The 25,444-nt window shown below is 71.3% G+C and carries 26 protein-coding genes and 3 tRNA genes; 10 read left to right on the top strand and 19 right to left on the bottom strand.

The window, feature by feature from the left end:
* The 3 genes from H030_RS0118475 to H030_RS0118465 all read left to right on the top strand — a co-directional run bounded on the left by H030_RS0118475 (position 1) and on the right by H030_RS0118465 (position 3,980).
* Positions 1-1,107 carry an aminotransferase class V-fold PLP-dependent enzyme gene (locus H030_RS0118475; protein ID WP_027007195.1) on the top strand — a complete coding sequence of 369 codons (1,107 nt, stop codon included), beginning with the start codon at positions 1-3 and terminating at the stop codon, positions 1,105-1,107.
* Positions 1,104-2,513 carry a glycosyltransferase gene (locus H030_RS37465; protein WP_027007194.1) on the top strand — a complete coding sequence of 470 codons (1,410 nt, stop codon included), beginning with the start codon at positions 1,104-1,106 and terminating at the stop codon, positions 2,511-2,513. The genes H030_RS0118475 and H030_RS37465 overlap by 4 nt, the downstream gene beginning before the upstream one ends.
* A gap of 546 nt (positions 2,514-3,059) precedes the next feature.
* Positions 3,060-3,980 (top strand): restriction endonuclease, encoded by a 921-nt coding sequence (locus tag H030_RS0118465; protein ID WP_027007193.1) that lies wholly within the window; start codon positions 3,060-3,062, stop codon positions 3,978-3,980.
* 46 nt (positions 3,981-4,026) lie between these two features.
* Here the strand turns inward: H030_RS0118465 and H030_RS0118460 are convergent.
* Together H030_RS0118460 and H030_RS0118455 are read right to left on the bottom strand one after the other, a co-directional pair.
* A tRNA-Gly gene (locus tag H030_RS0118460) sits at positions 4,027-4,100 on the bottom strand.
* Between the two features lie 19 nt (positions 4,101-4,119).
* Positions 4,120-4,575 carry a hypothetical protein gene (locus H030_RS0118455; protein WP_155892135.1) on the bottom strand — a complete coding sequence of 152 codons (456 nt, stop codon included), beginning with the start codon at positions 4,573-4,575 and terminating at the stop codon, positions 4,120-4,122.
* A gap of 83 nt (positions 4,576-4,658) precedes the next feature.
* Here H030_RS0118455 and H030_RS0118450 point away from each other — a divergent pair, with 83 nt between their 5' ends.
* Positions 4,659-5,855, top strand: coding sequence for an acyltransferase family protein (locus H030_RS0118450; protein ID WP_027007191.1), 1,197 nt, complete (start codon positions 4,659-4,661; stop codon positions 5,853-5,855).
* A 44-nt stretch (positions 5,856-5,899) separates the two neighbouring features.
* Here the strand turns inward: H030_RS0118450 and H030_RS0118445 are convergent.
* The 3 genes from H030_RS0118445 to H030_RS0118435 form a co-directional block, all read right to left on the bottom strand.
* Positions 5,900-5,972: transfer RNA gene (locus H030_RS0118445), tRNA-Val, on the bottom strand.
* A gap of 14 nt (positions 5,973-5,986) precedes the next feature.
* Positions 5,987-6,454: a cupin domain-containing protein gene (locus H030_RS33350; protein WP_051223079.1), complete on the bottom strand. Its 468-nt coding sequence runs from the start codon at positions 6,452-6,454 to the stop codon at positions 5,987-5,989.
* A 57-nt stretch (positions 6,455-6,511) separates the two neighbouring features.
* A complete protein-coding gene (locus H030_RS0118435; protein WP_027007190.1) occupies positions 6,512-9,370 on the bottom strand; it encodes a galactose oxidase-like domain-containing protein in 2,859 nt (952 codons plus the stop codon).
* Between the two features lie 183 nt (positions 9,371-9,553).
* Between H030_RS0118435 and H030_RS0118430 the strand changes: the two genes are divergently transcribed.
* A tRNA-Cys gene (locus H030_RS0118430) sits at positions 9,554-9,624 on the top strand.
* Between the two features lie 52 nt (positions 9,625-9,676).
* Positions 9,677-10,525, top strand: coding sequence for a hypothetical protein (locus H030_RS38490; RefSeq protein WP_081690923.1), 849 nt, complete (start codon positions 9,677-9,679; stop codon positions 10,523-10,525).
* Between the two features lies 1 nt (position 10,526).
* On the opposite strand, the gene H030_RS0118420 is transcribed toward H030_RS38490, so the two are convergent.
* Genes H030_RS0118420 through thyA form a run of 5 tightly spaced genes read right to left on the bottom strand, consistent with a single transcriptional unit; the run spans position 10,527 to position 13,830 of the window.
* Positions 10,527-11,171, bottom strand: coding sequence for a glutathione S-transferase family protein (locus tag H030_RS0118420; RefSeq protein ID WP_027007189.1), 645 nt, complete (start codon positions 11,169-11,171; stop codon positions 10,527-10,529).
* Positions 11,172-11,200: 29 nt separating this feature from the next.
* On the bottom strand, positions 11,201-11,989 hold the full coding sequence (locus H030_RS0118415) for a phytanoyl-CoA dioxygenase family protein (RefSeq protein WP_027007188.1): 789 nt from the start codon (positions 11,987-11,989) through the stop codon (positions 11,201-11,203).
* Positions 11,986-12,447: an HIT family protein gene (locus H030_RS37460; RefSeq protein WP_051223077.1), complete on the bottom strand. Its 462-nt coding sequence runs from the start codon at positions 12,445-12,447 to the stop codon at positions 11,986-11,988. Before H030_RS37460 ends, H030_RS0118415 begins: the two co-directional genes overlap by 4 nt.
* Positions 12,434-12,907 carry a dihydrofolate reductase gene (locus tag H030_RS0118405; protein WP_035127935.1) on the bottom strand — a complete coding sequence of 158 codons (474 nt, stop codon included), beginning with the start codon at positions 12,905-12,907 and terminating at the stop codon, positions 12,434-12,436. Before H030_RS0118405 ends, H030_RS37460 begins: the two co-directional genes overlap by 14 nt.
* Positions 12,907-13,830 (bottom strand): thymidylate synthase, encoded by a 924-nt coding sequence (gene thyA / locus H030_RS0118400; RefSeq protein ID WP_196809184.1) that lies wholly within the window; start codon positions 13,828-13,830, stop codon positions 12,907-12,909. Before thyA ends, H030_RS0118405 begins: the two co-directional genes overlap by 1 nt.
* 67 nt (positions 13,831-13,897) lie before the next feature.
* Here thyA and H030_RS33335 point away from each other — a divergent pair, with 67 nt between their 5' ends.
* Genes H030_RS33335 through H030_RS0118385 form a run of 3 tightly spaced genes read left to right on the top strand, consistent with a single transcriptional unit; the run spans position 13,898 to position 16,178 of the window.
* Positions 13,898-14,485 (top strand): adenylyltransferase/cytidyltransferase family protein, encoded by a 588-nt coding sequence (locus H030_RS33335; protein ID WP_051223075.1) that lies wholly within the window; start codon positions 13,898-13,900, stop codon positions 14,483-14,485.
* 6 nt (positions 14,486-14,491) lie between these two features.
* Positions 14,492-15,334: a deaminase gene (locus tag H030_RS33330; RefSeq protein ID WP_035127932.1), complete on the top strand. Its 843-nt coding sequence runs from the start codon at positions 14,492-14,494 to the stop codon at positions 15,332-15,334.
* Between the two features lie 43 nt (positions 15,335-15,377).
* Positions 15,378-16,178 (top strand): hypothetical protein, encoded by an 801-nt coding sequence (locus H030_RS0118385; RefSeq protein WP_027007185.1) that lies wholly within the window; start codon positions 15,378-15,380, stop codon positions 16,176-16,178.
* Here H030_RS0118385 and H030_RS0118380 read toward each other — a convergent pair.
* The 6 genes from H030_RS0118380 to H030_RS0118355 form a co-directional block, all read right to left on the bottom strand.
* Positions 16,175-16,585 (bottom strand): reverse transcriptase-like protein, encoded by a 411-nt coding sequence (locus tag H030_RS0118380; protein ID WP_027007184.1) that lies wholly within the window; start codon positions 16,583-16,585, stop codon positions 16,175-16,177. The two genes, H030_RS0118385 and H030_RS0118380, sit on opposite strands and share 4 nt — an antisense overlap.
* A gap of 3 nt (positions 16,586-16,588) precedes the next feature.
* Positions 16,589-16,804 (bottom strand): hypothetical protein, encoded by a 216-nt coding sequence (locus H030_RS0118375; RefSeq protein ID WP_027007183.1) that lies wholly within the window; start codon positions 16,802-16,804, stop codon positions 16,589-16,591.
* Between the two features lie 15 nt (positions 16,805-16,819).
* The gene (locus H030_RS0118370) at positions 16,820-17,662 is read right to left on the bottom strand and encodes a hypothetical protein (protein ID WP_027007182.1); all 843 of its coding nucleotides are present in this window, start codon (positions 17,660-17,662) and stop codon (positions 16,820-16,822) included.
* Between the two features lie 48 nt (positions 17,663-17,710).
* Positions 17,711-19,792, bottom strand: a complete 2,082-nt coding sequence (gene fusA, locus H030_RS0118365) for an elongation factor G (protein WP_051223073.1) — start codon at positions 19,790-19,792, stop codon at positions 17,711-17,713.
* Positions 19,793-19,933: 141 nt separating this feature from the next.
* Positions 19,934-20,710, bottom strand: a complete 777-nt coding sequence (whiG, locus tag H030_RS0118360) for an RNA polymerase sigma factor WhiG (protein WP_027007180.1) — start codon at positions 20,708-20,710, stop codon at positions 19,934-19,936.
* 15 nt (positions 20,711-20,725) lie between these two features.
* Positions 20,726-21,709, bottom strand: a complete 984-nt coding sequence (locus H030_RS0118355; protein ID WP_081690921.1) for a tyrosine recombinase — start codon at positions 21,707-21,709, stop codon at positions 20,726-20,728.
* Between the two features lies 1 nt (position 21,710).
* Between H030_RS0118355 and H030_RS0118350 the strand changes: the two genes are divergently transcribed.
* Complete coding sequence (locus H030_RS0118350; RefSeq protein ID WP_027007178.1) at positions 21,711-22,001, top strand: hypothetical protein; 291 nt, start codon at positions 21,711-21,713, stop codon at positions 21,999-22,001.
* On the opposite strand, the gene H030_RS37455 is transcribed toward H030_RS0118350, so the two are convergent.
* The 3 genes from H030_RS37455 to H030_RS33315 form a co-directional block, all read right to left on the bottom strand.
* Positions 21,998-23,023, bottom strand: coding sequence for a L,D-transpeptidase family protein (locus H030_RS37455; protein WP_051223072.1), 1,026 nt, complete (start codon positions 23,021-23,023; stop codon positions 21,998-22,000). The genes H030_RS0118350 and H030_RS37455 overlap by 4 nt on opposite strands.
* A 121-nt stretch (positions 23,024-23,144) precedes the next feature.
* Positions 23,145-24,446 carry an NAD-dependent epimerase/dehydratase family protein gene (locus H030_RS33320; RefSeq protein ID WP_051223070.1) on the bottom strand — a complete coding sequence of 434 codons (1,302 nt, stop codon included), beginning with the start codon at positions 24,444-24,446 and terminating at the stop codon, positions 23,145-23,147.
* The gene (locus tag H030_RS33315; RefSeq protein WP_051223069.1) at positions 24,443-25,405 is read right to left on the bottom strand and encodes a lysophospholipid acyltransferase family protein; all 963 of its coding nucleotides are present in this window, start codon (positions 25,403-25,405) and stop codon (positions 24,443-24,445) included. Before H030_RS33315 ends, H030_RS33320 begins: the two co-directional genes overlap by 4 nt.
* Between the last annotated feature and the right edge of the window lie 39 nt (positions 25,406-25,444).

Below are 25,444 nucleotides of genomic sequence, written 5' to 3'. Positions count from 1 at the left end.
ATGGATGCCGCCCGCCTGCGTGCCGCCTTCCCCGTCCTCGCCGAGACCGCCTACCTCAACGCCGGGACCTGCGGCCCGCTGCCGGCCGCGGCCGAGCACGCGGCGCTCGACGCCTGGCGCTGGTCGACGGCGAACGGCCGCTCGGGCGACTTCTACGGGCGGCTCGTGCCGCTGTCCGAGGAGCTGCGCGCGCGGTACGCGACGCTGCTGGGCGCGGCCGCGCCGGACCACGTCGCGCTGACGGCCGGGACCAGCGACGGCTGCGCGCACGTGATCGCCAACCTCGGGCTGGGCGCCGGCGACGAGGTCGTGACCGCCGACGACGAGCACCCGGGCGTGACCGGGCCGCTGATCGCGGCGCGTGAGCAGCGCGGCGTGGTGCTGAAGATCGTCCCTGCCGCGGAGGTCGCCGAGGCGATCACCGAGAACACCAAGTTGGTCGCGGTCTCGCACGTGTCCTGGCACAGCGGGACGGTCGCGCCGGTGGCGGAGATCGTCGCGCGGGCCAAGGCCTACAACATCCCGGTGCTGCTCGACGGCGCGCAGGGCGTGGGCGCGGTGCCGGTCGACGTGAGCGCGCTGGGCGTCCAGTTCTACGCGGGCTCCGGTCAGAAGTGGCTGTGCGGGCCGGTCGGCTGCGGGATGCTGTGGATCGAGCCGGAGTGGATCGAGCGCCTCGGCTCCCCCGCGCCGTCCTACGGCGGGCTGGTCGACCCCAACGCGGGGTTCGAGACCGAGTTGGTGGACAACGCGCGGCGCCACGACACGCCGCTGCGCGACCTCGCGCAGGTCGCGGGCGCGGTCGCGGCGTACGACGTCCTGGCCGAGGCCGGGTTCGCCGAGCTGCAGGCGCGCGCGGTGGGTGGCGCGGCGTCGCTGGCGGAGGGCCTCACGGCCGCGGGGTTCGACGTGGTGGCCCGTGGCGAGTCCACGCTGGTGTCGTGGCGCGTGGCGTCCGACGACGTCGCGATCGCGACGCGCGACCGGCTGCAGGAGTCCGGGATCACGATCCGCGACCTGCCGGGCGCGGCGCGGCTGCGCGCGTCGTTCGGCGGCTGGAACGACGCCGACGACGCCGAGCGGCTGCTGACCGCGCTCGCCGCATGACCGCACCGTCGGTCGCGGTGCTCGTCGCCGCCTACGAGGCGGCGCCGTACGTCGGGCAGGCGGTCCGCAGCGCGCTGGCCCAGGACTACGCGGGCGACGTGCATGTCGTCGTCGTCGACGACGGGTCGACCGACGGGACCGGCGACGTCGTTGCGGGGATCGCTGAGGACTTCCCGGGGCGCGTCACGCTCGTGCGCCAGGAGAACCGGGGCAGCGTCGGCGCGGTCAACCGCTGCGCCGAGCAGGACGCGGCGCTGCGCGCCGACTTCCTCGCGATCCTCGACGCCGACGACGCCTGGCCCGCCAACAAGCTGACCGCGCAGATCGCGCTGCTGGCGTCCCGGCCCGAGGTCGGGCTCGTGTACGGCGACATGCGCGTGATCGACGGGGCCGGGCAGGTGGTCCAGGAGTCGTGGCTGGCCGACGCGCGGCCGCCGTCGGGGCGCTCGTTCTCGACGTTCCTGCGCGAGAACCTCGTGACGGGCTCGTCGATCGTCGTGCGCGGCGGGCTGCGCGACGTGCTGTTCCCGATCCCCGACGACATGGCGTGGGCGGACTGGTGGCTGGCGGTGCGGGCATCGCAGTTCGCCGAGATCGCCTACCTGCCGATCCCCCGGACGCTGTACCGGTTCCACGGGACCAACATGTCGCTCGGCGCGCAGGGCGCGGCGCGGCTGCGCGAGCTGCGGCGCGGGCTGCGGCTGCAGCGCTGGTTCCTGCGGCGGGTCGACGCTGCCGCGGTGCCGGTCGAGGAGCTGGAGCGCGCGTGGGACGCGTTCGCCCGCGTCGCCGCCGAGGCGCTGAGCGTCGCGGGGACGCCGTTCGTGGAGCTGGTCTGCGTGAGCGACGAGGACCGCGCGGAGGCGGCATCGCTGGTGGCGTCCGCCCGCGAGCTGCTGAGCAGTGATCAGCTTCACGAAGCACTCGCGGTCGCGACGCGTGCCGCCGCGGCCGACCCGCCGAGCGACGACGCCCGCGGCGCGCTGCTGGAGGTCCGGGCGCAGCTCGGGCCGGACGCCGTGGGTCCCCAGCCGTTGCGCGGAGCCCGCCCGCTCGTCGCCTGCGTCGCCGCCGACGACCTCCTTCGCGACCCCGCGCTGCTGCGCGGGCTGGCCGACACGCTCGGCGACCTCGAGGACGTCACGCTCGCCGTCGACGCCGTCGAGTTCGACGCGTCCGAGGCCGCCGCCCGGATCAGCGCGCTGGCCGACGAGCAGGGCTTCGCCGACGACCCCCGCCTCGACCTCGCGCTGGTCGTCGGGCCGCTGGACGAGCTCGGCGCCGCGCGGCTGCGCGCGGGCCTGACGGTCCGGGTCGGCACCCGCCGCCCCATCGACGGCACGCCCTGGTTCGCACCGGACGACCTCGCCGGCGCCCGCGCCGTGCTGCTCGCCGCCCGCGGCTGAGGCAGCGCGGAAGCGGCGGCGCTTCCGTGGCCTGGACCGCCGCCGAGCAGAGGCGCCGCCGCCCGCTCATCCGCCATCGACCGGCTCGTGGTGCGACGGGAGGCGCCGCTTGCCGGGTTGGCACCCTCGCGGGCTCCGCTTTCCGGACTGCTCAGCGTGCCACAGCTACAGCGCCAGCAAGGCGGTCCGCCCTCTGACTGGACGTTCGAACGATGTCAGCGCACACATCTGGGGATGGCGCCCCACCCGTTATGTCCCTTACCGTCAGATCCAGAGCAGGTCAGCATTGCTGAGCAGTCTGACCTTCGCTCCGCTTGCCACCCCGGCAAGGACGGCGGCGCGGGTGCGGACGCGCGCCGCCTGGAGTAGGCAACACCCACGGGGCACCATGGGGCCGGCTTCCTGACAGAGCACGGGAAGCCGGCCCTCCCGCCGAGCTGCTCAGGCGGTCTTCCAGCCGACCTCGCCGCGCCGGACGTTCGCCGCTGCGTCTGACGGTCAACGGTGGTGCGACGGCCGTCGGCGACGCGGCACTACGCTCCGACGATGGCTGAGATCACTGCACATCGCCAAGGCCAGATGATCCAGGCGCTCTTCCGGATCCTCGAATCTGAGCCGGACGGTCTGCAGGCCAAGGACGCGATCGCACGCGTGGAGAGCGAGCTGGAGCTCACCCCATTCGAGAAGGCGACCTTTCCGAAGAACCCCGACTCCGTCCGCTTCCCGAAGATCCTGCGCTTCGCGACCATCAGCTCGGTCAAGGCAGGGTGGCTCCGAAAGAGGAGCGGAATCTGGCTCCTGACGGACGAAGGAAAGGCGGCGCTGCACGCGTTCCAGGACCCCGAGGCGCTGTTCAAGGAATCGCTGCGACTGTACAAGCAATGGAAGGCAAGTCAGCCTGAGGACGACGCGCCGACGGATGCGTCGTCCGACGACGCGCGCGAAGCCGGGGACTCCAGCGTGCTTGCTGCGACGAGCCTCGAGGAAGCCGAAGAGGCCGCGCGCCAGGCCATCCTCGATTACCTCGCTCAGATCAACCCCTACAGCTTCCAAGATCTCGTCGGCAAGTTGTTGGAGGCGATGGACTACCACGTCGTCTGGATCGCACCCAAGGGCAAGGACGGAGGTCTCGACCTCTTGGCGCAGAGCGATCCTCTGGGAGTGCGCGGGCCGCGCATCAAGGGTCAGGTCAAGCGCCGGCCGGACGACAAGACGACGGAGGAAGAGCTCCGCTCGTTCCTGTCTCTGCTGGAGTCGGGCGACGTGGGCGTCTACATCTCGCTCGGCGGGTTCACCAGGGACACCCAGGCCGCCGCGCGCCGCAGCTCCCGACGGATCACCTTGATCGATGGGGAAGCCTTCCTCGACCTCTGGGTCGAGCACTACGGCCAAGTCGATGAAGAAGGACGCGGCCTGCTTCCGATCAAGCCCGTCCACTTCCTCGATCTCGACGTGCTCGGCGCTTAGGGCCTGGAACGGCGAAGGCCCCGCCGGGGCGGGGCCTTCGTTCCGAAGCGGCTGAAGAGACTCGAACTCTCGACCTTCTGCATGGCAAGCAGACGCTCTAGCCAACTGAGCTACAGCCGCGTGCTCAGAGAGCGGAAGTCTAGCGAAAGAGTGCGTCGGGTGATTCGCTGGTGAAGTCCGGGTCGGGTTCGCCTGCGGCGCGGGCGGCTCGCAGCCGCTCGGCGCGGATCTCGGCGACTTGGGAGGGGGGTGCGTCCTCGACGGCGCGGGCCTTCGGGCCGCCGTCCCAGCCGACGCGCAGCGCGACACCGGCGGCCAGCAGCATCGCGCACGGGATCCCCACCAGCAGCGCGGTGATCGAGAAGTCGCCGAGGTCCAGGACGAACGCGACGATGCAGACGACCAGCGGCAGCAACGCAGCGGTCCAGCGCCCGACGAGGATCCCGAACCCAAGATGGACGATCGCCATCGCGGCGAGCAGCGCCAACCAGGGCGTCGCGGAGTCGTCGGCGGTCGCGACCAGCGCGACGCCCACGCCACCCACCGCCACGGCATAGGCCACGACGAAGCCCAGGGCCTTGAGGGGAGACGGCATCCGCATACGCGCACGTCATTTAAGCGGGTCGGGCGGACGCGCCGCCGCGCGGCCAAGCCACGCTTTGCAAGACTCCGCGCCCGATGGCTTGGTTCCGTTTCGCCCTGGCGATCGAGGTCGTGTGCTTCCACACCGGGATGGGCCCGATCGCCGGCCCGGTCGCGGTCATCGCGTTCTTCGTCCTCAGCGGCTTCCTGATCGCCCGCGTGCTCACCGAGAACTACCTCGTGCGCACCGACGGCGCCTGGTCGGGCGCCGGGCGCTTCTACGCCAACCGCCTGCTGCGGCTGGCGCCCGCCTTCCTGGCCGTCTCGCTCGCGATGATGATCGTCTGCGTCGGCGCCCAGCACGCGCTGGACCTCACACCGGCCCAACTGCCGGAGTACGCGAGCTCGATCCAGTACGACGGCCACGCGCTGCACACCTACATCAACGGCGTGGAACCCCACTTCGCCGCGGGCTGGTCGCCGGTGCCGCACATCTTCGCCGGCTTCGTCTGGATCCCGCAGTACTGGACCGTCGCGTTCGAGGCCATGTTCTACGCCATCGCGCCCCTGCTGATCCTCCTGACGATCAAGTCCGGGCGCTGGGTCTTCGCCGCCGCGTTCGCCGTCGCGCTCGCGTTCTACATCTGGGCGACCGCGAAGGCGTGGGGCGTCCCCGGCCTCGACGACATCCTGATCTACCGCAACGGCCTGAGCATGTTCGTGTTCTTCTTCTGGGGCGCCGGGCTGTACGCGATCAGCCGCCGGACGACGTGGCGGTTCCCGCTGAAGGTGGCGATGGCCGTCGCCGTCGTCTACCTGCTCGCCATCGGCGGCGCCTGGTACGCGCGCGACTCGTTCGCGCACACGTGGATCCTCTCCAACCAGTTCTGGCACATCTTCACGATCCTGGCGCTCGTGCCGATCGTGCTGTGCGCGCCGGTCCCGCGGCGCTTCACCCACGTCGACCGCTACCTCGGCGACCTCAGCTACGGCATCTACATCAGCCACTTCGTGGCGATCACGCTGCTGCGGCTGCCCGCGGCGCACTACGCGGCCGAGCACCACAAAGCGATCGCCACGGTGCCGACGTTCGGCAGCTTCGACACCAGCCTGCTGGTGTTCCGCCTGGCCACGATCGCCGTGTCGATCGCGATCGCGGTCGTGGTGCTGCACCTCGTCGAGCGGCCGGTCGAACGGCTGCGCCGGCGGGTCGGCTCGCGCCGTCCGGAGGGCGGGGCCGTGGCGCCGGAGCACGACGCCCCAGACGACGAGCGCGCGCTCGCCACCGCCTGATCGCGGGCAAAAAGAAAGGCCCGCTGTTCGCGGGCCTTTCCGAGTGGGCCGTGCTGGGCTCGAACCAGCGACCCCCTGCTTGTCGAGCAGGTGCTCTCCCAGCTGAGCTAACGGCCCCGGGACCGGAAATACTAGCGATCGGCGTCCGGGAGCGGCGCGCGGACGTCGAACGCGCCGGCGGGCGCCTCGGTTCCCGGGATGTAATCGCGCACCCACAGCTCGCCGGTGTCGGGGAACACGTTGACCTCGGGCGCGACCATCGTCGAGACGATCAGCAGCCGGACCTCCGCGGCGCTGTCGTTCCGGAGCTGGTGCGCGCCGTCCACACCCGCGACGAACGCGACGACCTCGCCCGCGGCCAGGACGCGATCCGGCACGTCGCCGCCGACCCGCAGCGTCGGCTCGCCGGCCAACACCACCAACAGCTCCTCGTTGTGCAGGTGCGCGTGCAGCGGGAACGTCGTCGCGCCCGGCGGCACCGCGAACACGGACGCGCCCAGCGCCCGCGCGCCCGCCGCCGCGCCCACGCGGGCGCGCCTCCAGACGTAGGGCGGCTCGTCGCGCTGGACCTCGAACTCCGGCTCGTACACGTTCGTCATGTGCCAACCATGACGAACCGGCGGCGGCCAACCGGACAGTGGCCGCCGCGCAGACCCCTACGGCATGACCTCCACCGCGGCCAGGTTGTAGGAGTCGTTCGCCGGCGCGGTGTCGCTGATCGCCGCGCTCCCGAGGCTCGACGTCGGCGTCGTCCGGTTCTGGACCCAGTACGAGTCCCCGATCGCCGTGTCCAGCCACTGGTGCACGATCGCCTGCCCGGACGACGGCGTCCGCACGACCGCGCGGTCGTAGTCGTTGCCCGCGCCCCAGATCAGCGACCCGACCTTCGTCGGCGTCACCGACACGGTCGGCGCGCCGGTCGCGGCGTTGGCCGTCGCCGAGGCGCCCACGTCGCTGGCGCCTGCGAACGCGGCCACCGTCAGCGACTGGTTGTAGCCCGGCCTGCCCTGGGCGACCCTGACGACCGCGCCGTTCAGCGCGGACGTCGCCTTGGCCTTCCAGATCTCGGTCGTCCCGCCGCGCGCGTTGACGCGCTTGACGAGCGACCACGTCAGCCCGCCGCCGGACACCGTCAGCGTCTGCCCGGTCGCCGGCCCGTCGGAGGTCGCGAACGCGAGCACCACGTCGGAGGCCCCGGTGGTCGTCAGCGCCGGGCTGTTGATGGTGCCGTTGCCCTCCGCCGAGACGACCCCGTCCTGCGTCGGCGACATCAGCCCCGCGTTGTTGGCGGTCACGCTCACGGGGTTCGCCGTGCCCCTGGTCCCGACGCCGTTGACCGCCACCGCGCCGATCGTGTGCGGCCCATTGGCCACCGTCGTCGAATCCCAGTTGTAGGTGTACGGCGCGGACGTCAGCCTCGGCCCGACCGCGGTGCCGTCGACCGTGAACTGCAGCGAGGTGATGCCGGTCGTGTCGGTCGCGGTCGCCGTCAGCGGCACCGTGCCGTTGACCGTGGCGCCCGCGGCCGGCGTCGTGACGCTCACGTTCGGCGCGACCGTCGTCGGCGCCACCTTGATGAACGGCGCGATCGACGGGACGCCCCTGTCGTTGACGATGAACAACATGTACGTGTTCGGCGGCGCGAGGTTCGGCGAGGCCGGCATGTCGACCGACAGCCCGCCCGAGTGCTTGGTGAACGTCAGCGGGACGAAGTGCTGGTTCATGTCCAGCGTGTGCGTGTCGGCCGCCAGGTTGATCAAGGACACCGACCTGATCGAGTCCGCGTCCGGCGTCCTGACCTCGATCGAGGACCCGTAGGTCGCCGAGGACGGCACCGAGCTGATCGACGGGCGCGCGCCCTTGAACAGGTACGGCGGCGAGTAGAACTCCGCGTTGTACTCCGACGGCGACTGCGGGCCGTTGGCGTGGCCGCCACCGGTCACGAGGATCCGGCCGTCGGGCATCAGCATCGACGTCGAGTGGTACAGGCGCGGCACCGGCATCGACGACAACCTGGTCCAGGCGCCGGTGTCCGGGTCCCACGACTCGGCCGAGAGCTCCCCGGACGCGAGGTCCTCCTGGTTCATGTCGCCGCCACCGCCGATCGCCAGCACCTTGCCGTCCGGCGTGTTGGTGAGCGTGTGCGCGTAGCGCGCCTTCAGCATCGGCGCCGCGGGCGTCCAGGTCGGGTTCGCGACGGTGGTGTCCATCGTCTCGGCGCCGGTCTGGGCCGCGTTGTTGGTGTTCAACGGCGTGCCGCCGCCGGTGAGCAGGATCTTGCCCGGGCGGTACATGATGCCGCTGGCGTTGCGGGTCGCGGTCGTCCCGGGGACCTGCGTCCAGGACGGCGTCTGCGGGTCCATCATGTAGGTCCGGCCGGCCGACGTCGCGATCGTGATGATCTTGCCGTTGGGCAGCAGGTAGGTGAGGGGGTACTCCTCCTCGTGCACGCCCGAGGTGTTGATCCCCGTCATCGTCGACCACCTGTTGGTGACCGGGTCGTAGATCTCGGGCGTGTCGGCCCAGCTCGTGTTGGTGATGTTGCCGCTGATCGTGACGATCCGCCCGTCGCCGAGCTCGGTCGCCGTCGGGTACCAGCGCGCGTACTGCATCTTCGGGCCGGCGACCCAGGTGTCGTTGGACGGGTCGTAGATCGTCGTCTCCTGCAGCCCGAGCGTGGCCGTGAAGCCGTGGCCGCCGACCAGCAGGATGCGGCCGTCGGGCAGCGTCACGTTGCCGGCGCAGAACACGTCGAGGCCGAGCGGGTTGTCGATCCTCGTGAAGCCGCCGCCGGCGACGCCGCCGAGGCTCTGGTCGTAGACGATCGACGGGCTCGGCGCGGTCCAGCCGTCGATCTCCAGCGTCTTGCCGGAGGTCATCAGGACGGCGTGCGCCGCGACGATCGGCCAGTCCATGACGTCGCCCCACTGGCCGACCTGGTCCGGCGGATCGGGCGGCACGGTGACGGCCGAGGACGCGTAGAACGACGGCGCGCCGCCGGTCCAGGCCGGGCCGGCCGTCCACGTGGCGGGCAGCGCGGTCAGCGAGGTGGTCCTGTTGTTCTCCGCCGCCGTGCCGTTGCCGGAGCCCACGTGGAAGACGAGCTTGCCGCCCGTGCCGAGGGCCGCGACCCAGTAGGCGGTACCGGAGGTCAGCGGCGCGCCGTTGACGGCGATCGTGTTCCAGCCGGGCGCGACCGCGCTGCTGGAGCCGGACGTCAGCAGCGTGCCCGGGTGCGTGCCGGACGCGGCGTAGATCCCGAGCGAGAGCCTCGTCGCCCTGTTGGTGGAGTCGATGTAGAAGCTGAGGTGGTCCACCGTGCCGGACGCCGACGCGGAGACCCTGAAGGCCTCGGCGGTGCCGGCGGCGTCGTCGTCGAGCGACGTGCCCGGCGTCGGCGTGCCGAGGATGGTGTCGGCCAGCGCGGGCGAGCAGAGCAGGAGCACGGCAGCCGCGGACGAGAGCGCGAGCAGCAGCAGCTGCCGCGCGCGACCGCGGAGGGAACGGAAGACCATGGGAGAGGGACCTCTTGGACCTTGGGTGTTCGTACGGTCCGATCATCGCTGAGGCCTGCTGTGCGAACCACTGGCGAATGGTCCAGGGTTCCGGAAACCTGGCGGAAGTGGGGCGGTGACGGTCCGGCACGGCCCCGCCGGGCAAACCGCCGTGCGCTGGGCTACCCTTCCGCGGGCTACCCCGGCGCCCTGGCGGAGTGGCTACGCAGCGGCCTGCAAAGCCGTTTACACCGGTTCGATTCCGGTGGGCGCCTCTCTCTGTCGTTCTCCGTCGCCTTCGGACTCCTGCTCGCGCTCGCCACGGCGGTGGTCGCGCTGCTCGGGTTCCTCTTCAAGCAGCGGGGCGCGGTCGGCGCGCCGGCGGTGTCCTGGCGGCACCCGGTCCGCTCGACGGGCGCGCTGTTCGCCAACCGCTGGTGGACGCTCGGGATCATCGTCGCCACCGGCGGCTGGTTCTTCCACGTCGCGGCGCTGGCGTTCGCGCCGATCTCGCTGGTGCAGTCGGTGATCGCCGGCGGCCTGGTCCTGCTGACGCCGCTGGCCAACCGCGTGTTCCACATCGACGTGACGCGGCGCGACTGGGTGGGCGTGGCGATCACCGCGGCCGGGCTGACGCTGCTGGCGACGACGCTGGGGAGGTCCGCGGACTCCGCGCACCGGGACTTCGACGGCACGACGTTGATCGTGTACGTGACGGTGCTGACGCTCGGCGCGGCCGCCTGCGCGTTCGCGGTGGTGGGCGACACGCGGCGCGCCGGGCCGGTGCTGGCGGTGAGCGCCGGCCTGCTGTGGGGCGGCAGCGACGTGACGATCAAGGCCGCCAGCGGCGACCTCGTCCACCACGGGCTGTGGGCGCTGCTGACGCCCGAGGCTGCGACGATCACCGTGCTGTCGCTCATCGGCCTCGTGGTCTCGGCCCGCTCGCTGCAGCTCGGGCCGGCCGTTGCCGTGATCGCGATCACCAGCGCGGCGGCCAACGTCGTGACGATCGCGGCGGGGCCGCTGGTGTTCTCCGAGCCGCTGCCGGACGGGACGCTGCCGCTGATCGCGCGCCTCGTCGGCTTCGCGCTCGTCGTGGCGGGCGCGGTCGTGACGCCGGGGCCGGCGGAGGAGACACCCGTGGCTCCTCCCGAGCCCGAGCCGCTGACCGTCTGAGCTACGGCCGCGCGTTGACCGCGTACTGCGCCGCGAAGGCGCGTTCGTAGGCGGGGCGGGATTCGCCGCGGGTGACGTAGGTGGCGAGAGTTGGGAACTCGTCGAGGAGGCCGGAGGGGCGGGCTCGGAGGAGGACGGAGATCATCATGAGGTCGCCGGCGGTGAAGGTGGCTTCGAGCCAGTCGGAGGTGGCGAGGTGGTCTGAGAGTCGAGAGAGGCGCGCCCGGATGCGGTCGAGGACCAGCGGTGTGCGCTCGGCGGCCCAGGGCCGGTCGCCTTCGAGGATCCTGACGGTGACGAGCTCGAGGATCGGCGGCTCGACGGTGTTGACCGCGGCGAACATCCACGTGATCGCGCGGGCCCGTGCGGCGGGGTCGGCCGGGAACAACGTCCCGGGGTGCTGCTCGGCGATGTGCTGGATGATCGCGCCGCTCTCGAACAGCTCGACGTCGCCGTCCTCGTAGGTCGGGATCAGGCCGAACGGATGACGCGCGACGTGCTCGGGCTCCTGCTTGCCGGCCATCGACACGAACGTGACGTCGTACGGCTCGCCGACCTCTTCGAGCGCCCAGCGCACGCGCGTGTCGCGGGCCAGGCCCTTGCCGCCGTCGGGCGACCTGTCGTAGGCGGTGATGGTGATCGTCATGGCCTACAGACCCGGCGGACGCCGCGAACTCATCGCCGCCATAGGATGGGGAACTGCGGGTGGTCCAGCGGCGCGCCCGGATCGAGCGACACGTCGTCAAACGGCGGCGACGTGCGGTGCGGGCGCGGCGCCCAGGTGACGTCGTCGCCGAGCAGGCGCAGCGAGAAGGCGCGGCGGCGTGTGGGCGACCCGGCTGCGGCGTGGAGCGTGAGCATGTTGAAGGCGACGGCGTCGCCGGGCTGCATCGCCCAGCCGAGGATCGAGAAGGCGTCGCGGTCGGCGTCGACGTCGGGCACCTCTTCGAGCGCGCCCTCCTCGAACACCATCGCCGTCTTCTTCACGAACGAGCGCGGCATGTACCACTTGCCCGTGTGCGAGCCGGCGACGAACTCCAGCGTCGACTCGCGCGCCACCGGGTCGAGCGGGATCCAGAACGACACCGTCTGCGCGCCGTCGATCGAGTAGTACGGCTGGTCCTGATGCCATGGCGAGCGGTCGAGCGTCCCGGGCTCCTTGACCAGCAGGTGGTCGTGGAACAGCCGGACGCTGTCGGCCCCCAGCAGCTCCCCCGCGATCGGCGCGAGCGCCGAGGACCGGATGATCGACTCGTACTCGCCGATCCGGTCCCAGTTGCGGAAGTCCTCGATGAACGCCCCGGGCGCGCCGTCGGCGGTCGCGTTCATCCCCAGCGGGCTCAGCGCGCCGAGGTTCTTCTCGACGCCCGCCGCGAGCGTCGCGACCTCGTCGTCGCCCAGCACCCCGCGCAGGATCACGACGCCGTCGCTCTGGAACGCGTCCACATCTTCAGCGCTGATCATTCCTCCGTGCCTTTCGCCGACACCTTGAAGCGGATCGTCCTCGTCGGCTCGCGCGACAGCGCCACGAAGTGCGTGTGGAGGTGCGCCACCGAGCCGCCGTTGTACTTCATGTCGCCGCTGCGCTCCACCGTCGCGGTCGCCAGCGGCGCCAGCCGCTCCCGCAGCATGCGCTTGATCGCCCACAGCTCCGCCCCGGCCTCGTCGGGCAGCTCCTCGAACGAGGTCACGTGCTTGACCGGCACGATCAGGTAGTGCGCCTCGGTCCCCTCGTACGGGAACGCGTTCTGCGTGACGTACCAGTGCTCGCCGCGGTGCTCGATCGGCCGCCCGTGGTGCTCCTCCACGTTCTCCGGGCAGAACACGCAGATCCCGCGCGACTCCAAGGACTCCATGTACTCGCGCTGCTCGGACGAGCGCGAGGACTCCAGGTAGTAGAGCGGGCCCTCAGGAGCGCTCATAGCGCACGAACCTGTAGGTGAACCCGTTCTCCGACACCGGCTCCGAGGACGACGCCGCAACCCAGTCGGCGGCCTCGAGCGCCGGGAAGAACGTGTCCCCCTCGACGTCGGCGTCGATCTCGGTCGCCCAGACGGCGTCGGCGAGCGGCAGGATCTCCTCGTAGACCGTCCCGCCGCCGATCACGAACGCGTCGGGCGCCGCGACCAGCGCGCTCTCCAGGCCCGAGAAGACCTCCGCCCCGGGCGCCGAGGCCCCCGAAGCCGAGAGCACGACGTTGCGCCGCCCGGGCAGCGGCCGGAACTTCTCCGGGATCGACATGTAGGTCTTGCGACCCATCAGGACCGTCCCACCGCCGGTCACCTCGCGGAAGTGCTTCATGTCGCCCGGCAGGTGCCACGGCAGCCCGCCATCGCGCCCGATGACTCCGTTGCGCGCGTAGGCGACGACGAGCGTCAGCATCAGGTCAGGACGGGGATGTCACGGATGCTCGGATGCGGATGGTAGTCCGAGAGCGCGAAGTGCTCCGCGCGGAAGTCGTGGATGTCGGTCACCCGCCTGCCGGCCTCGGTGAGCTCCAGCGTCGGCAGCGGCAGCGGCTCCCGTGCGAGCATCTCGTCGACCCGGTCGAGCTGGTTGACGTAGATGTGCGCGTACTGGATCCAGTGCACGTACTCCACGAACTCGTAGCCCGTGAGCTGCTCGATCATCAGCCCGAGCGCCGTGTACTGCGCCATGTTGGACGGGACGCCGATCGGCGTGTCGCCCGAGCGCTGGTTGTGGATCAGATGCAGCTTGTCGTTGAAGACCAGCGCGTGGATCCACCCGTGGCAGGGCGCGATCGTGTTGCGCGACTTCGTGTCCGCCGTGCGGTGGTTGGCCTGCGGGATCCACGGGCTCATCACCGCGGTCCGGTCCAGCGGCAGCTCGGTCAGCTTGGTGATGATGCCGGCGAGCTGGTCGTAGCCCTCTTCGCTCGGATCGTCGAGGTTCGTCGTGAAGTTCCGGAAGGCGTGGCCGTAGGAGCCGGGGCCGAGGTCGCCGGCCTCGAGCCCGCGCGAGTTGCTCTTGGCCGGGGTCGCCCACGCGTCCCACCAGTCGCAGCCGAACGCCTCGAGCTCGTCGAGCGTCCGGGCGCCGTTGATGAACGCGCACAGCTCGCCGATCGCCTTCGTGACGAAGCCCCTGATCGAGCGCTCGGTGATGACCGCCGCGCCCTGCGCCATCGGGAACCGCATCTGGCAGCCGGCGACCGCGAGCGCGTCCTGCCCCTGCTTGGTCTCGACCTGGACGCCCTGCTCACGGATGGTGCGCAGCATGTCCTGGTACTGGGTGCTGGGGCGGCGCTCTTCGAAGGGCAGGTAGTTCGGCATCGGCTTCTCCATGATGGCGCGGACCTCAGACGGAACGGTCCCGAACGAATCCGCCTCCGACGTCTATATCGTTCCCGCCATGGCCGTGACCAGCGGCGTCCTGAGCCCGGGCGTCAACTTCAGCGACCGCCTCGTCCCCTCCCTGGAGGAGATGACGCGGACCGTGTCCCACCTCAAGGGTCTGGGATACAGCATCGTGCTGACCTCGGGCTCGTTCGACCTCATCCACCTCGGACACGTCAAGTACCTCGCGCGCGCGAAGGAGCAGGGCGACATCCTGGTCGTCGGCGTCGACTCCGACGCCAAGATCCGCCGCCGCAAGGGCGAGGACCGGCCGATGGTCCCGGAGAACGAGCGCCTCGAGCTGCTCGCCCACCAGCGGCCGGTCGACCTGATCTACCTCAAGGACGAGGGGGACCCGACGTGGGGCCTGATCAAGGCCGTCGAGCCCGACGTCCTGGTCCTCACCGCCGACCACTCCTACTCGCCCCAGCAGCTCACCGAGCTGCGCGAGGTCGTCGGCGAGATCGAGGTCATCGAGCGCCAGGCGTCCGTCACGACCTCCGAGCGAATCCGGCAGATGTACATGAACCTGGGCGACAAGCTCGGGCCCAAGCTCGCGCAGGTCCTCCCGGGCCTGATCGACGAGACGCTGCGGCGGGGCTGAGCGCGGATGACGGTCGTCGTCGCCTACGTGCCCGTGGTGCACGAGGGCTACCGGCGCTTCCTGGAGCGCCACGCGGCCGGCCGCAAGGTGTACGTGATGGGCCGGGACCTGCACAGCGACTCCCGGCCGCTCGCCAGGGACGTGCGCGCGCTGGAGCCGGAGGACGCGGCGCGCGCGCTCGGCGCGCTGGGCATCGCGGAGAGTGTCGCGGTGCTCGACGCGCGCGGTGCGGAGGCGCTCGTCGGCGAGGACCTGATCCTCCCGGCCGAGGACGTCAGCTACGCGGTCGTCGAGCGCTTCTTCCCGCGCGCCGCGGTCCGCTACGACCCGGCGTTCCTGCGCTGGGACAAGACCAGGACGGTGCAGCTGCTCGACCCGCGCCCGGACCGAACCGCACACGAAGACGAAGCGCTCGCCGAGCTTGCGCGCGCCGCCGAGGACGAGGCCGCGCGCTCGATCGACTGGTGGCGCCAGGTCGGCGCCGCGCTGCGCTTCGCCGACGGCACCGTCGCCGCCGCCCACAACGAGCACCACCCCCACCCCCACGCGCCCTACGCCGCGGGCGACCCGCGCGCGAACTTCAGCAGGGGCGTCGAGCTGGAGCTGTCGACCGCCACGCACGCCGAGGCCGCGCTGATCGCGCAGGCCGCCCGGGACGGCCGCGCCACCGCCGGCGGCGAGATCTACGTCACCGACTTCCCCTGCCCGCCGTGCGCGAAGCTGATCGCCGGCGCGGGCATCAGGCGCCTGTACTACCGCCGCGGCTACGCGGTCCTCGACGGCCAGGACGTCCTCGACGCGGCCGGCGTCGAGGTCATCGCGCTGACCGCCGCGCCGGCGACGGCCTGACGCGCGGGGTTTGGCGCGTCCGGAGCGGTGCTAAACCAGCACCATGTCCCGTCGTCTGCTCGCCGTCCTGACCGCATGCCTCATCGTCGCGTTGAGCGCCAGCGCGGTCGCGTTCGCCCACTCCGGAGGCGGCAGGCACCACAGGGACGCCCGCCACGGCACGGTCCACCGGACCGTCAAGCCCGCGGGCTTCCTCGGCGCTGGGCTGCTCGGCGCGTCGGTCAACAGCCTCGCGCAGCGCCTGAGCGTCGACCCCGCCGACCTGCGCACCGCGATCAAGCAGACGCTCGCCGACGAGCGGGCCAGGCAGCTCACGGCCGCCGGCCTGACGCCGCAGGAGACCGCCGCGCTGAAGGCCTGCCGCGGCGCCCGCTTCCCGGAGCGCACCGCGCGTGGCGGCAAGAAGGGCCGCCGCGGCGTCGCCCGCACCGCGCACCACACGCGCGCCGCGGCCGGCTGCGACGCCACCGCGCTGAAGTCCGCGCGGGCCAAGCTCAAGGCCGCGCCGAAGCCGGACTACAACACCATCAAGAGCGATCTCGCCGCCGGCCTGGCCCAGAAGCTCGGCAAGACCCCGGACGACGTCATCGCCGCCGTCCGCGCCGAGCTCGACGCCCGCCTGACCCAGGCCGTCACCGCCGGCTGGCTGACCCAGAAGGGCCACGACCTCGCGCTGGCCTGCTTCGACGACCCGAGCTCCTGCGACATCAGGGCCTTCAAGGGCGAGTTCCGCTTCCCGGGCCACCACGACGCCGGCCCCTCCGACACGACCCCGCCGAGCACCACCGCCCCGTCCGGCACGATGACGCCGGGCGGCCGGCAGACCTCCACGCCGCTGCGCTAGAGCGCGGCGGCGTCCAGCGCCTGGTTGACCAGCGCGTCGGCGTCCGCGTTCTTCGCACGCGGGACCGAGCGGATCGACCACGAGGAGAACGACGACAGCGCGGCCAGCGCCTCCGCGTGCAAGGCCTTCATGTCGGGGTGCTTGACCTTGTACTCGCCGTTGACCTGCTTGGCGATCAGCTCGGAGTCGTTGACGACCTCGACCTCGTCGGCACCGACCGCGCGAGCGCGCTCCAGGCCGAGCAGCAGCCCGTGGTACTCCGCGACGTTGTTGGTGACGCTGTCGCCGAGGTAGCGCGTCGCCTCGTCCAGCTCCGCGCCCGACGCGGCATCCGTCACCACCGCGGCCGCAGCCGCCGGCCCCGGGTTGCCCCGCGCGCCGCCATCCACGTGGACGACGACCCTCACGGCCTACGCCGGGTCGATCGGCGGGAACTCGCCCGGCACGCGCGCACGGCGCCGGTCGCGCAGCTCGCGCCGGTGCGTGCCGTCGTTGCCGTTGTTGTCGCGGCGCTCGGACTTGCGCCGGTCGATGATGACCTCGACGTTCGGGTCATCGGCGTAGTAGGTCTGCATCCGGTCGAACAGCTCCGGCGCGAGTTCCTCTGGGACGACGCAGTAGATCATGACCTTGGTGGCACCCTAGGCCAGCGAGGCCGCCGGGTGCAAACGGCCACCGTCGTCGGCCGCCGCGTTCGGGGTCTGGTCGATCGTGTCCAGCTCGGAGAGCTCCGAGCCCTGGGCAGCGACCCGGACGCCGGCCGCCTCGTTGCCGAGGTCGACCTCGAAGCGGTACCAGGACAGCTCCCACGCCACGACGATCGTGACGACGCTGCCCTCGGTCCGCGACGGGCGCGCGGACACGATCGGCGCGCCCAGCGACCTGGCGACCCCCGAGACGGTCCGGACCTGTGGCGACTGGTTGAAGAGCTCCATCGCGCGGACGACCTTCAGGTCCGCGTTGGTCGGGACGCCGTGCACCGAGCGGGACTCGTAGAGCGTGTGGTCCAGCGGCTCGCCGTGCGCGGACGCGGCCGGCGCGGCGGGCGCCGGCTCGGCGGGCTCCGGCGCGTCGAAGAACTCGGCGTGCGCGGGCTCGACGCGCTCGCGCGGCGGCGCGTCGTAGCCGTCGTCCTCCGGGAAGACGTCCTCCTCGATCCGCTCCACGTTGCGGCGCGGCCGCGCGTAGGGCAGCTCGTCGGGCGTCAGCTCGCGCTGGCCGGGCGGCGCCTCGCGGCGCGTCCTCAGCCGCGACAGCAGCGACGGCCCGCGGCGGCCACGGCCGTCGCGCTTGCGGGCGACGACGTCGTCCAGCCCCTCGCGGATCCAGCCCTCGTGCACGGCGCGCCCGGTGCACAGCTCGCAGACGCTGCGCCGCTGCCCACCGGCGATGAAGACGTCGTGATGCTCGCCGCGCAGCAACGTGCGGCCACAGACGTCGCAGGTCACGACGGCGGGGTTGGTCGAGATCGACTTGCGGGTCAAGCCGTCGCCGAGGGTAGCGAACCGTCCCCCGGCGACGACCCGCCGCAACTACGCGTGCGCGGCCTCCTCGTCCGACGCGGCCTCGACGACCCTGGCCGCGAGGTGGCCCGGGACCTCCTCGTAACGGACGAACTCCATCGTGTAGTCGCCCTGGCCGCCGGTCAGCGACCGCAGGTCGGGCGCGTAGGTGAGCATCTCCGCCATCGGGACCTCGGCCTTGACCTCGGTCATCCCGAGCGCGCTCGGCTCCATCCCCTGGGGCCGGCCACGGCGGGAGTTGAGGTCGCCGATGACGTCGCCGACCGAGTCCTCCGGGACGCTGAGCGTCACGATCATGATCGGCTCCAGCAGGACCGCGCCCGCGTCCTCCATCGCCTGGCGCATCGCGATCGAGCCGGCGGTCTTGAACGCCTGCTCGGACGAGTCGACCGTGTGGTAGCTGCCGTCGAACAGCGTCACCCGGACGCCCTTCAGCGGATAGCCGGCGATCGGCCCCTGCCCCATCGCGTCCACGACGCCCTTCTGCACGGCCGGGATGAAGCCCTGTGGGATCACGCCGCCCTTGATCGCGTTGACGAACTCGAACGAGACGCCGTCCGGGTGCGGCTCGATCGTGATGTGGCAGTCGCCGAACTGCCCGCGCCCGCCGGTCTGCTTCTTGTGGCGCCCGTGCGCCTTGGCGGGCCTGCGGATCGACTCCTGGTAGGGCACGCGCGGCGGCTTCAGCGCCACCTCGACGCCGAAGCGCGACCTCAGCCGGTCCACGACGATCTCGACGTGGATCTGCGTCAGCCCCGCGACGATCTCCTCACCGGTCTGCGGGTCGCGGTGCAGGTCGATCGTCGGGTCCTCCTCCTGCAGACGGCGCAGCGCGGTGAAGACCTTCTCCTCGTCGCCCTTGTTCTTGGGCTCGATCGCGAACGCCATCACCGGCGCCGGCAGCCTGATCGACGGCATCGAGATCGCCTCGTCGCGGTCGGCCAGCCAGTCGCCCGCGCGCGTCTCCTTCAGCTTGGCGACCGCGCCGATGTCGCCGGGGCCGAACTCGTCGGCCTGCTCGGTCTCCTTGCCGGTGAACCGGATCAGCTGGCCGATCCGCTCCTTGCCATGCGCACGGGTGTTGAGCACATGGGAATCGTGCGCCAACACGCCCTGGTAGACCCGGAACAGGTTGATGCGCCCGGTGAACGCGTCGGCGCGCGTCTTGAAGACGTAGGCGAACAGCTCCTTGTCCTCGGACGGCTCCAGCGCCACGTGGTCGGTGACCTCCATCACGCCGTGCTTGACCGGCGAGGGCAGGTCCTCGACGATCGCGTCCAGCAGCCGGTTGGTCCCGAGGTTGCGCGTCGCCACGCCGCACACGACCGGGAAGATCCCGCCGTGGTTGGTGCCGTCCTTCAGCGCGGTGACGATCTCCTCGTGGGAGATCTCATCGCCCTCGAGGTAGCGCTCCATCAGCGTGTCGCTGACCTCGGCGACCTCGTCCATCAGCCTCTCGCGGTACTCCTCGACCTGCGCCCTGACCTCGTCGGGGATCGGGATCTCCCTGCAGTTGTCCCGCCCGGTCTCGCCCTCGGCGTACTCATAGGCCTTCATGTCGACGAGGTCGACGACGCCCCGGACCTCGTGCTCCGACCCGATCGGGATCTCGACCGCCACGACGTGGGGGCCGAACGCGGCCTTCAGGGACTCCAGCGAGCGGAAGAAGTCCGCGCGCTCGCGGTCGAGCATGTTCACGTACACCATGCGCGCCAGGTCCAGCTCGCTCGCCCGTTCCCACAGGCGGATCGTCGAGACCTCGGCGCCCATCACCGCGTTGACGACGAACACCGCCGACTCGCAGACGCGCAGCGCCCCCAGCGCGTCGGCGACGAACGACGGCTCACCCGGCGTGTCGAGCAGGTTGATGCGCCGGTCCTGCCACTCGAACGAGTTCAGCGCGGCGCTGATCGACATGCCGCGTGCCTGCTCGTCGGGTTCGGCATCGCTGAGCGATGTGCCGTCCGCGACGCTTCCCAGGCGGTTCGTCGCCCCCGCCTGGAAGAGCAGCGCCTCGAACAGCGAGGTCTTCCCACTGCCGCGGTGACCCACGAGGGCCACGTTGCGGATGCGGTCCGCAGCCTTGTGCATGCCCAGGCTCCTTTCCTCGGGACCGCGTCCAGCCCAGGCACGCAGCCTGATGTGTGGAATGGCGCGACCCTAGCGGCAAACCGCACAAGGGAGCAAGGCGTAGGTGTGCCGCCCGTCCGCGCGGGCGGCTCCGGGCGGCGGCTACTCCGTCTCTATGAGGCGAGCGCGAAGGCGCAGCACGGCCTTCGTGTGCAGCTGGGAGATGCGTGACTCGGTGACGCCGAGGACCTCGCCGATCTCGCGCAGCGTGAGGTTCTCGTAGTAGTAGAGCGCGACGACGAGCTTCTCGCGCTCGGGCAGACGGGCGATCGCGTCGGCGACGCGGTCCTTGAGGTCCGTCTGGTCCATGACCGCGGCCGGGTCCGGCGCGTTCTCGTCGGTCAGGGTGTCCAGCAACGAGACGGCGTCGCCGGACGAGTCGCCGACCGTCCACAGCTCGTCCAGGGCGGCGACCGACGAGTTGGAGATCTGCAGCAGCGACTCCTGGAAGCCGTCGACGTCGACGCCGAGCTCCTTGGCCATCTCCTCGTCGGTCGGCGCGCGCTGCAGCTGGTGCTCGAGCTTCGTGTTGGCCTTCTCGATCTCGCGCGCCTTGGCGCGGACCGAGCGCGGGACCCAGTCCAGCGAGCGCAGCTCGTCGATGATGGCGCCGCGGATGCGCGTGATCGCGTACGTCTCGAACTTGATCTCGCGCTCCATGTCGAAGCGCTCGATCGCGCTGATCAGGCCGACGAGGCCGTAGGAGATGAGGTCCGCTTCCTCGACGTGCGCGGGCAGGCCGGAGGCCATCCGGCCCGCGACGTACTTGACCAGCGGGGAGTACGCCACGACGAGCCGTTCACGCGCATGCGTGTCACCGGTCCCCTTGTAGCGCTTCCAGAGGTCGCGAAGCTCGATCGCCTTGACGTTGGTCTCCATCCCTGTTCCCGTCTCTCATGCCCGCGGGTGCGCGGCCGCATACGCGGACTTGAGCCTGGCGGACTCTACCCGAGTGTAGATCTGGGTCGTGGAGATGCTGCTGTGACCGAGCATCTCCTGGATCGCGCGCAGGTCCGCGCCACCGTCCAGGAGGTGCGTCGCGAACGAGTGCCGGAGCGCGTGCGGATGGGCTCCGCCCTGCAGCGCGGCGCGCCGGGACCACACGCGCAGGCGCCGCCGGACGTCGCTCGTCGACAGGCGCCGGCCGGACTTCGACAGGAACAGAGCCGGCTCGGTGCGGTCAGTCTGCAACGCGGGGCGCGCCCGTTCCACATAGCGCGTCAGCGCCCGGACCGCGGCCTCGCCCACGGGGACGATGCGGGTCTTGCCGCCCTTGCCCTCGACCCGGACCTCCTCGGCGTCGAAGTCCATCGAGTGCACCTCGAGGTTGACGAGCTCCTCCGCGCGCAGGCCGCAGGCGTAGGCCAGCTCGAACAGCGCGCGGTCGCGGACGTCGAGCGGCGTCGTCTGCGGGATCCGGTCCAGCAGCGCGGCGACCTCGTCGGCCTTCAGGACGCGCGGCAGCTTGCTCGGCTTCTTGGGCGCCGGGACCAGGTCGGCCGGGTTGGCCGGCATCAGGCCGTGCTCGCGCAGCGTCCGGTAGAGCGCGCGCAGTGCCGCAAGCTTGCGGGCGACCGTGGCCGGGACGACGTCGCGCTCGCCGAGCGCGGCGGCGTAGCGGCGCAGGACCTTCGTCGTGACGTCGGTCGGCTCGAAGCCCGACTGCGTGCACCAGAGCGCGAACTGCGTGCAGTCGAAGCCGTAGGCGCGCCGCGTCCGGACGGCGGCGCCGCGGCGGACCAGGTCGGCCTCGAAGAGGCGCAGCGCTTCTGTCCACGAGTCGCTCAGGGGCGAGCGCGGCGGCGCAGCCGTTGGCGACTCGGCGGAGTCGCTCAGGGGCGACGGCGGCGCGGCGGTCGCGGCACTACCCTCGGACATCGTGGGCCTCTTCTTCATCGACACCGACAACGGCCGCGTCGCGACGCTGCAGCAGCTCGTCGAGGCAGGCATCGCGCCGCGTCACGACGACCCGCCCAAGCCCTGGCACCGGATGAGGGGCGACGTCGACGCGTCCACCATGTGGTACGCGGCGATGCGGAAGCAGACGCACGGGATCTTCATCGGCACGTTGGTCTTTCGCCACTCCGACCACCATGCCTCCCTGCTCGCCGAAGGCTGGGAGGACGTCCCGGTCGAGGCGATCCGCGAAGTCGACCTTCACGCCGGCTAGGCGATGAAGATCGGCGCGCCGACCGGGACCCGCGGGTAGAGGTCCTCGACGTCGGCGATGCGCATCCGGACGCAGCCGTGGGAGGCCTGATGCCCGATCGTCCCGTACTCGGACGGGTCGACGCCGTGGATGCCCGCGCCGTCGAAGATGCCCAGCCAGCGGGCCTTGAGCGGGTTCTCGGCCGTGCCGCCCGGGATCACCTTGCCGCGGTCGGCCGGCGCGACCCAGTCGGAGTTCGGCTCGGTCCAGGCGGGGTTCACCGCCTTGTTCTGGATGTGGTAGAGCCCAGCCGGCGTGTCGCGGCCGACCGCGCCGATCGCCACCGAGTAGCTCTTCACGGGCCTGAGGTTCTTGAAGACGATCAGCTTGAACTGCTCGCGGTTGACGACCAGCGTCGTCGCGTTCTGCGCGACGATCTGCTCGGTCGAGACCCTCGGCTCCACGTGCTCGGTCTTCGCGCTGAAGCGGCGCGTCGACTGCGGCGAGACCAGCGAGGCCTTGATCGCCCTGTGCAACGCGGTCGCGTCGACCGCGAGGCCCTCGTGCGACGGCGTCGTCCTCGGGCCCTGGATCGTGTACTTGATCGTCGCGTTCATCGCCGGGCGGTTGACCGACGTGCGCACCCGGTCCAGCAGGCGGATGACCGCCGCGTCGGAGTACGTGACCTCCGGCCTGATGTTCACGTTGAGCTTCTCACCGGTCACGCCGCGGTACGTGCGCTGCAGGACGTTGCCCTTGCGGCTGCGGGTCATCGCGTCGTCGACGGTCGCGTCGAGGTTGGTGGCGACCTTCGCCTCGCGCGCGGTCAGGCGCCACTGCTGCGAGCCGTGGTCGACGACCACCGTCTTGTTCAGCGGGTCGAGGATGTTGGCCCTCAACTTGGCCTCGGCCTGGGGCTTGGTGAGGCCGGACACATCCACCCCACCGATCGTGATGCCCTTCCCGAGCCTGTCCTTGTGCCCGTGGTCGTAGATCACGACGGCGGCCGCAACGGCCACAAGGGCCGCCGCGAAGGCGGTCACAGCGATGACGAGTCTGGCGGGCAACGGTGAGGAGAACGGAGGAACCGGAGGAGCGCTGTCAGGGTAGAGGGTCCTCCGGCGACCCGAAACCCCTGCAAGGCGCGGTTCTCTCGCTGCGCTGTCAGCGCGCGGACGGCGCTGGACGCTCCAGAAGCCGGTCGATCCCGTCCAGCACGGTGCTCCGGGCCGCGTTGGCGGCCTCGTGATCGCGCAGCTTCTTCAGGTCTTCTTGGCTCAGCGACGGGAGCACGGCGATGATCTCGCGCGCCGGCAGCGACGCGTAGGGCGTGTCGGCCTGCGGCGCCACGGCGATCTGCTGCTCGGTCGCCAACTTGGCGCGCGGGGCGCTGTTGGCGGGCGCGATCTGCGGCCGCGCGTTGGCCTGGTGGACGCTCGGGCTGAAGCGCAGGAACTCCTCGACCGCCGATTCGTAGCGGTAGGCGCTGCCCGTCACGCCGCGCAGGATCGGCTCCAGGCGCTGCTGCTCGCGCAGCTTCAGGACTGCCTCGCGGGTCGTGTGCTGGTAGACGAAGCCGGTCGCCTTGTAGCGGCGGTTGTCGACCGCGCGGCCGAAGCGCAGCTGCGGCAGCATCTCGGCCTGGAGCGGCAGCCCGGCGCGGCGGGCGATGTTCGTCGCCAGGCCGGTCCCCCACGGCGGCAGGATCGGGAGGTTCTGCTTGCCCAGCAGGTCGATGACCTCGCTCAGGACCAGGACGCCGTCGGCTCCGCAGTTGAACGTCCCGGGCAGGTCGTACTTGACCGCGTGCTCGAGGCAGTTGGCCATGTCGTCCTCGTGGATGAACTGGATGCGCGGGTCGAAGCCGAGGATCGACGGGATCGCCGGCAGGTTCAGGAACGTCTGCCAGGACGTCTTGAGGTCCGGGCCGAGCGCGTTGGCGAAGCGCAGGACGGTGACGGTCGTGTCGCGGTTCTTGTGGGCGAAGTCGCGGACGTTGGCCTCGGCCTCGCCGATGTCGCGCTCGATCGGCGTCCTCGGCGCGTGCGGGCGGCGCATGTCCTCGGTGAAGAACGCAGGGTCGTCCTGCTCGGCGCCGTAGTAGCGGGCCGACGACTTGAACACCAACTTCTTGACCGGGCTGCCCGGCCCGCCGGCCGCCGCGAGCACGTTCATCGTGCCGATGACGTTGTTCTCGTGGGCACGCGAGCGGCTCGTCACGATCGAGTCGACGACCAGGCGCGTGTCGACGATCGTGTCGATCTCGGCCGCATCGACGATCCGGCGGATCAGCGAGTGCGCGTCGGAGACCTGCACGAACTCGGTGCGCTCGAGCGCGAGCTTGGGCGGCGTGCGGTCGATCCCGATGACGGTCTCGATCTCCGGGTTGCGCTCCAGCGCCTGCGCGAGGCGGCCGCCCCAGTAGGTGGAGAGGCCCGTGATGAGGATGCGTCGCGAGGCGGTCATCCGAACCACACCGACCTGCGCCTGCCGAGCATGTCGAGCAGCTCGTCCTGGATCGTCGCGCGGATGTCGTGCGCGATCGTCTGGACCAGCGCCTGGTCCTCCCAGGGCTCGTCGCCGAGGTCGTCGGTCCGGACCGGTGGCAGGAAGCGGATCTTGAACTTGGCCGGCAGGTAGAGCGTCCCGAGCAGGCCGAAGTGCGGGAACAACGGGGTGATCGGGAAGTAGATCAAACCGGTCAGCTTCTGAAGGGCGGACACGTGGGCGAAGATCGGCATCGCCTCCTCCGCGCCGACCAGGGCGATCGGGACGATCGGCGCGCGGGCGCGCATCGCCGCCTCGACGAAGCCGCCGCGGCCGAAGCGGCGCAGGCGGTAGCGCTCCTTGTAGAGCTTCTCGCTGCCCTTGCGGCCCTCCGGGAAGACGAGCACGAGCTGCTGCTCGTCGGCCAGCAGGCGATGGACGTTGGCCGGGTGCGCGGGGACGCCGCCGATCTTCGGCAGCAGCATCGAGAGCCCGGGATAGCCCTTGAAGAAGTGCTCCATCGTGAGGTGCAGCGGCCGCGGGTTGGCGCTCTCCTCCCTGATCGCCTTGGCGATCATCGGCGCGTCGGGCGGCAGCGCGCCCGAGTGGTTGGACACCAACAACGCACCGCCCTCGGCCGGGACGTGCTCGATGCCCTCGACCTCGCAGCGGAACCACAAGTTGTAGTAGAAGTCGTAGAGCGTCCTGTCGAAGAAGCCCTCGACGCGCTCGCTGCGGCCCCAGTCGGTGACCTGGCGCTCGGTCTCGATCGGCGCGAGGTAGGGACGCAGGTCCTGGGCGTCGCCGTCGAGGCGCCGGATCGGCGCCTGCGGCGTGGGGTCGCCGTCGGCGAGCGCGAGCCGGTCGTCGTCGTCGATCCGCGCGGGAGCGGCGTCGTCGGCGCGCAGGGTGCTGCGTGAGCGGGTCGTGTCGGCCATCCGCGGGGGAAGTCTCCCAGGCGGCCGCCCTTCAAGCGA

The organism is Conexibacter woesei Iso977N (genome assembly GCF_000424625.1).
In the GTDB taxonomy this organism is placed as follows: Bacteria; Actinomycetota; Thermoleophilia; order Solirubrobacterales; family Solirubrobacteraceae; genus Baekduia; species Baekduia woesei_A.
Note: the sequence above shows the minus strand (reverse complement) of the source record. Positions and strands in the feature narration are given on the sequence as shown.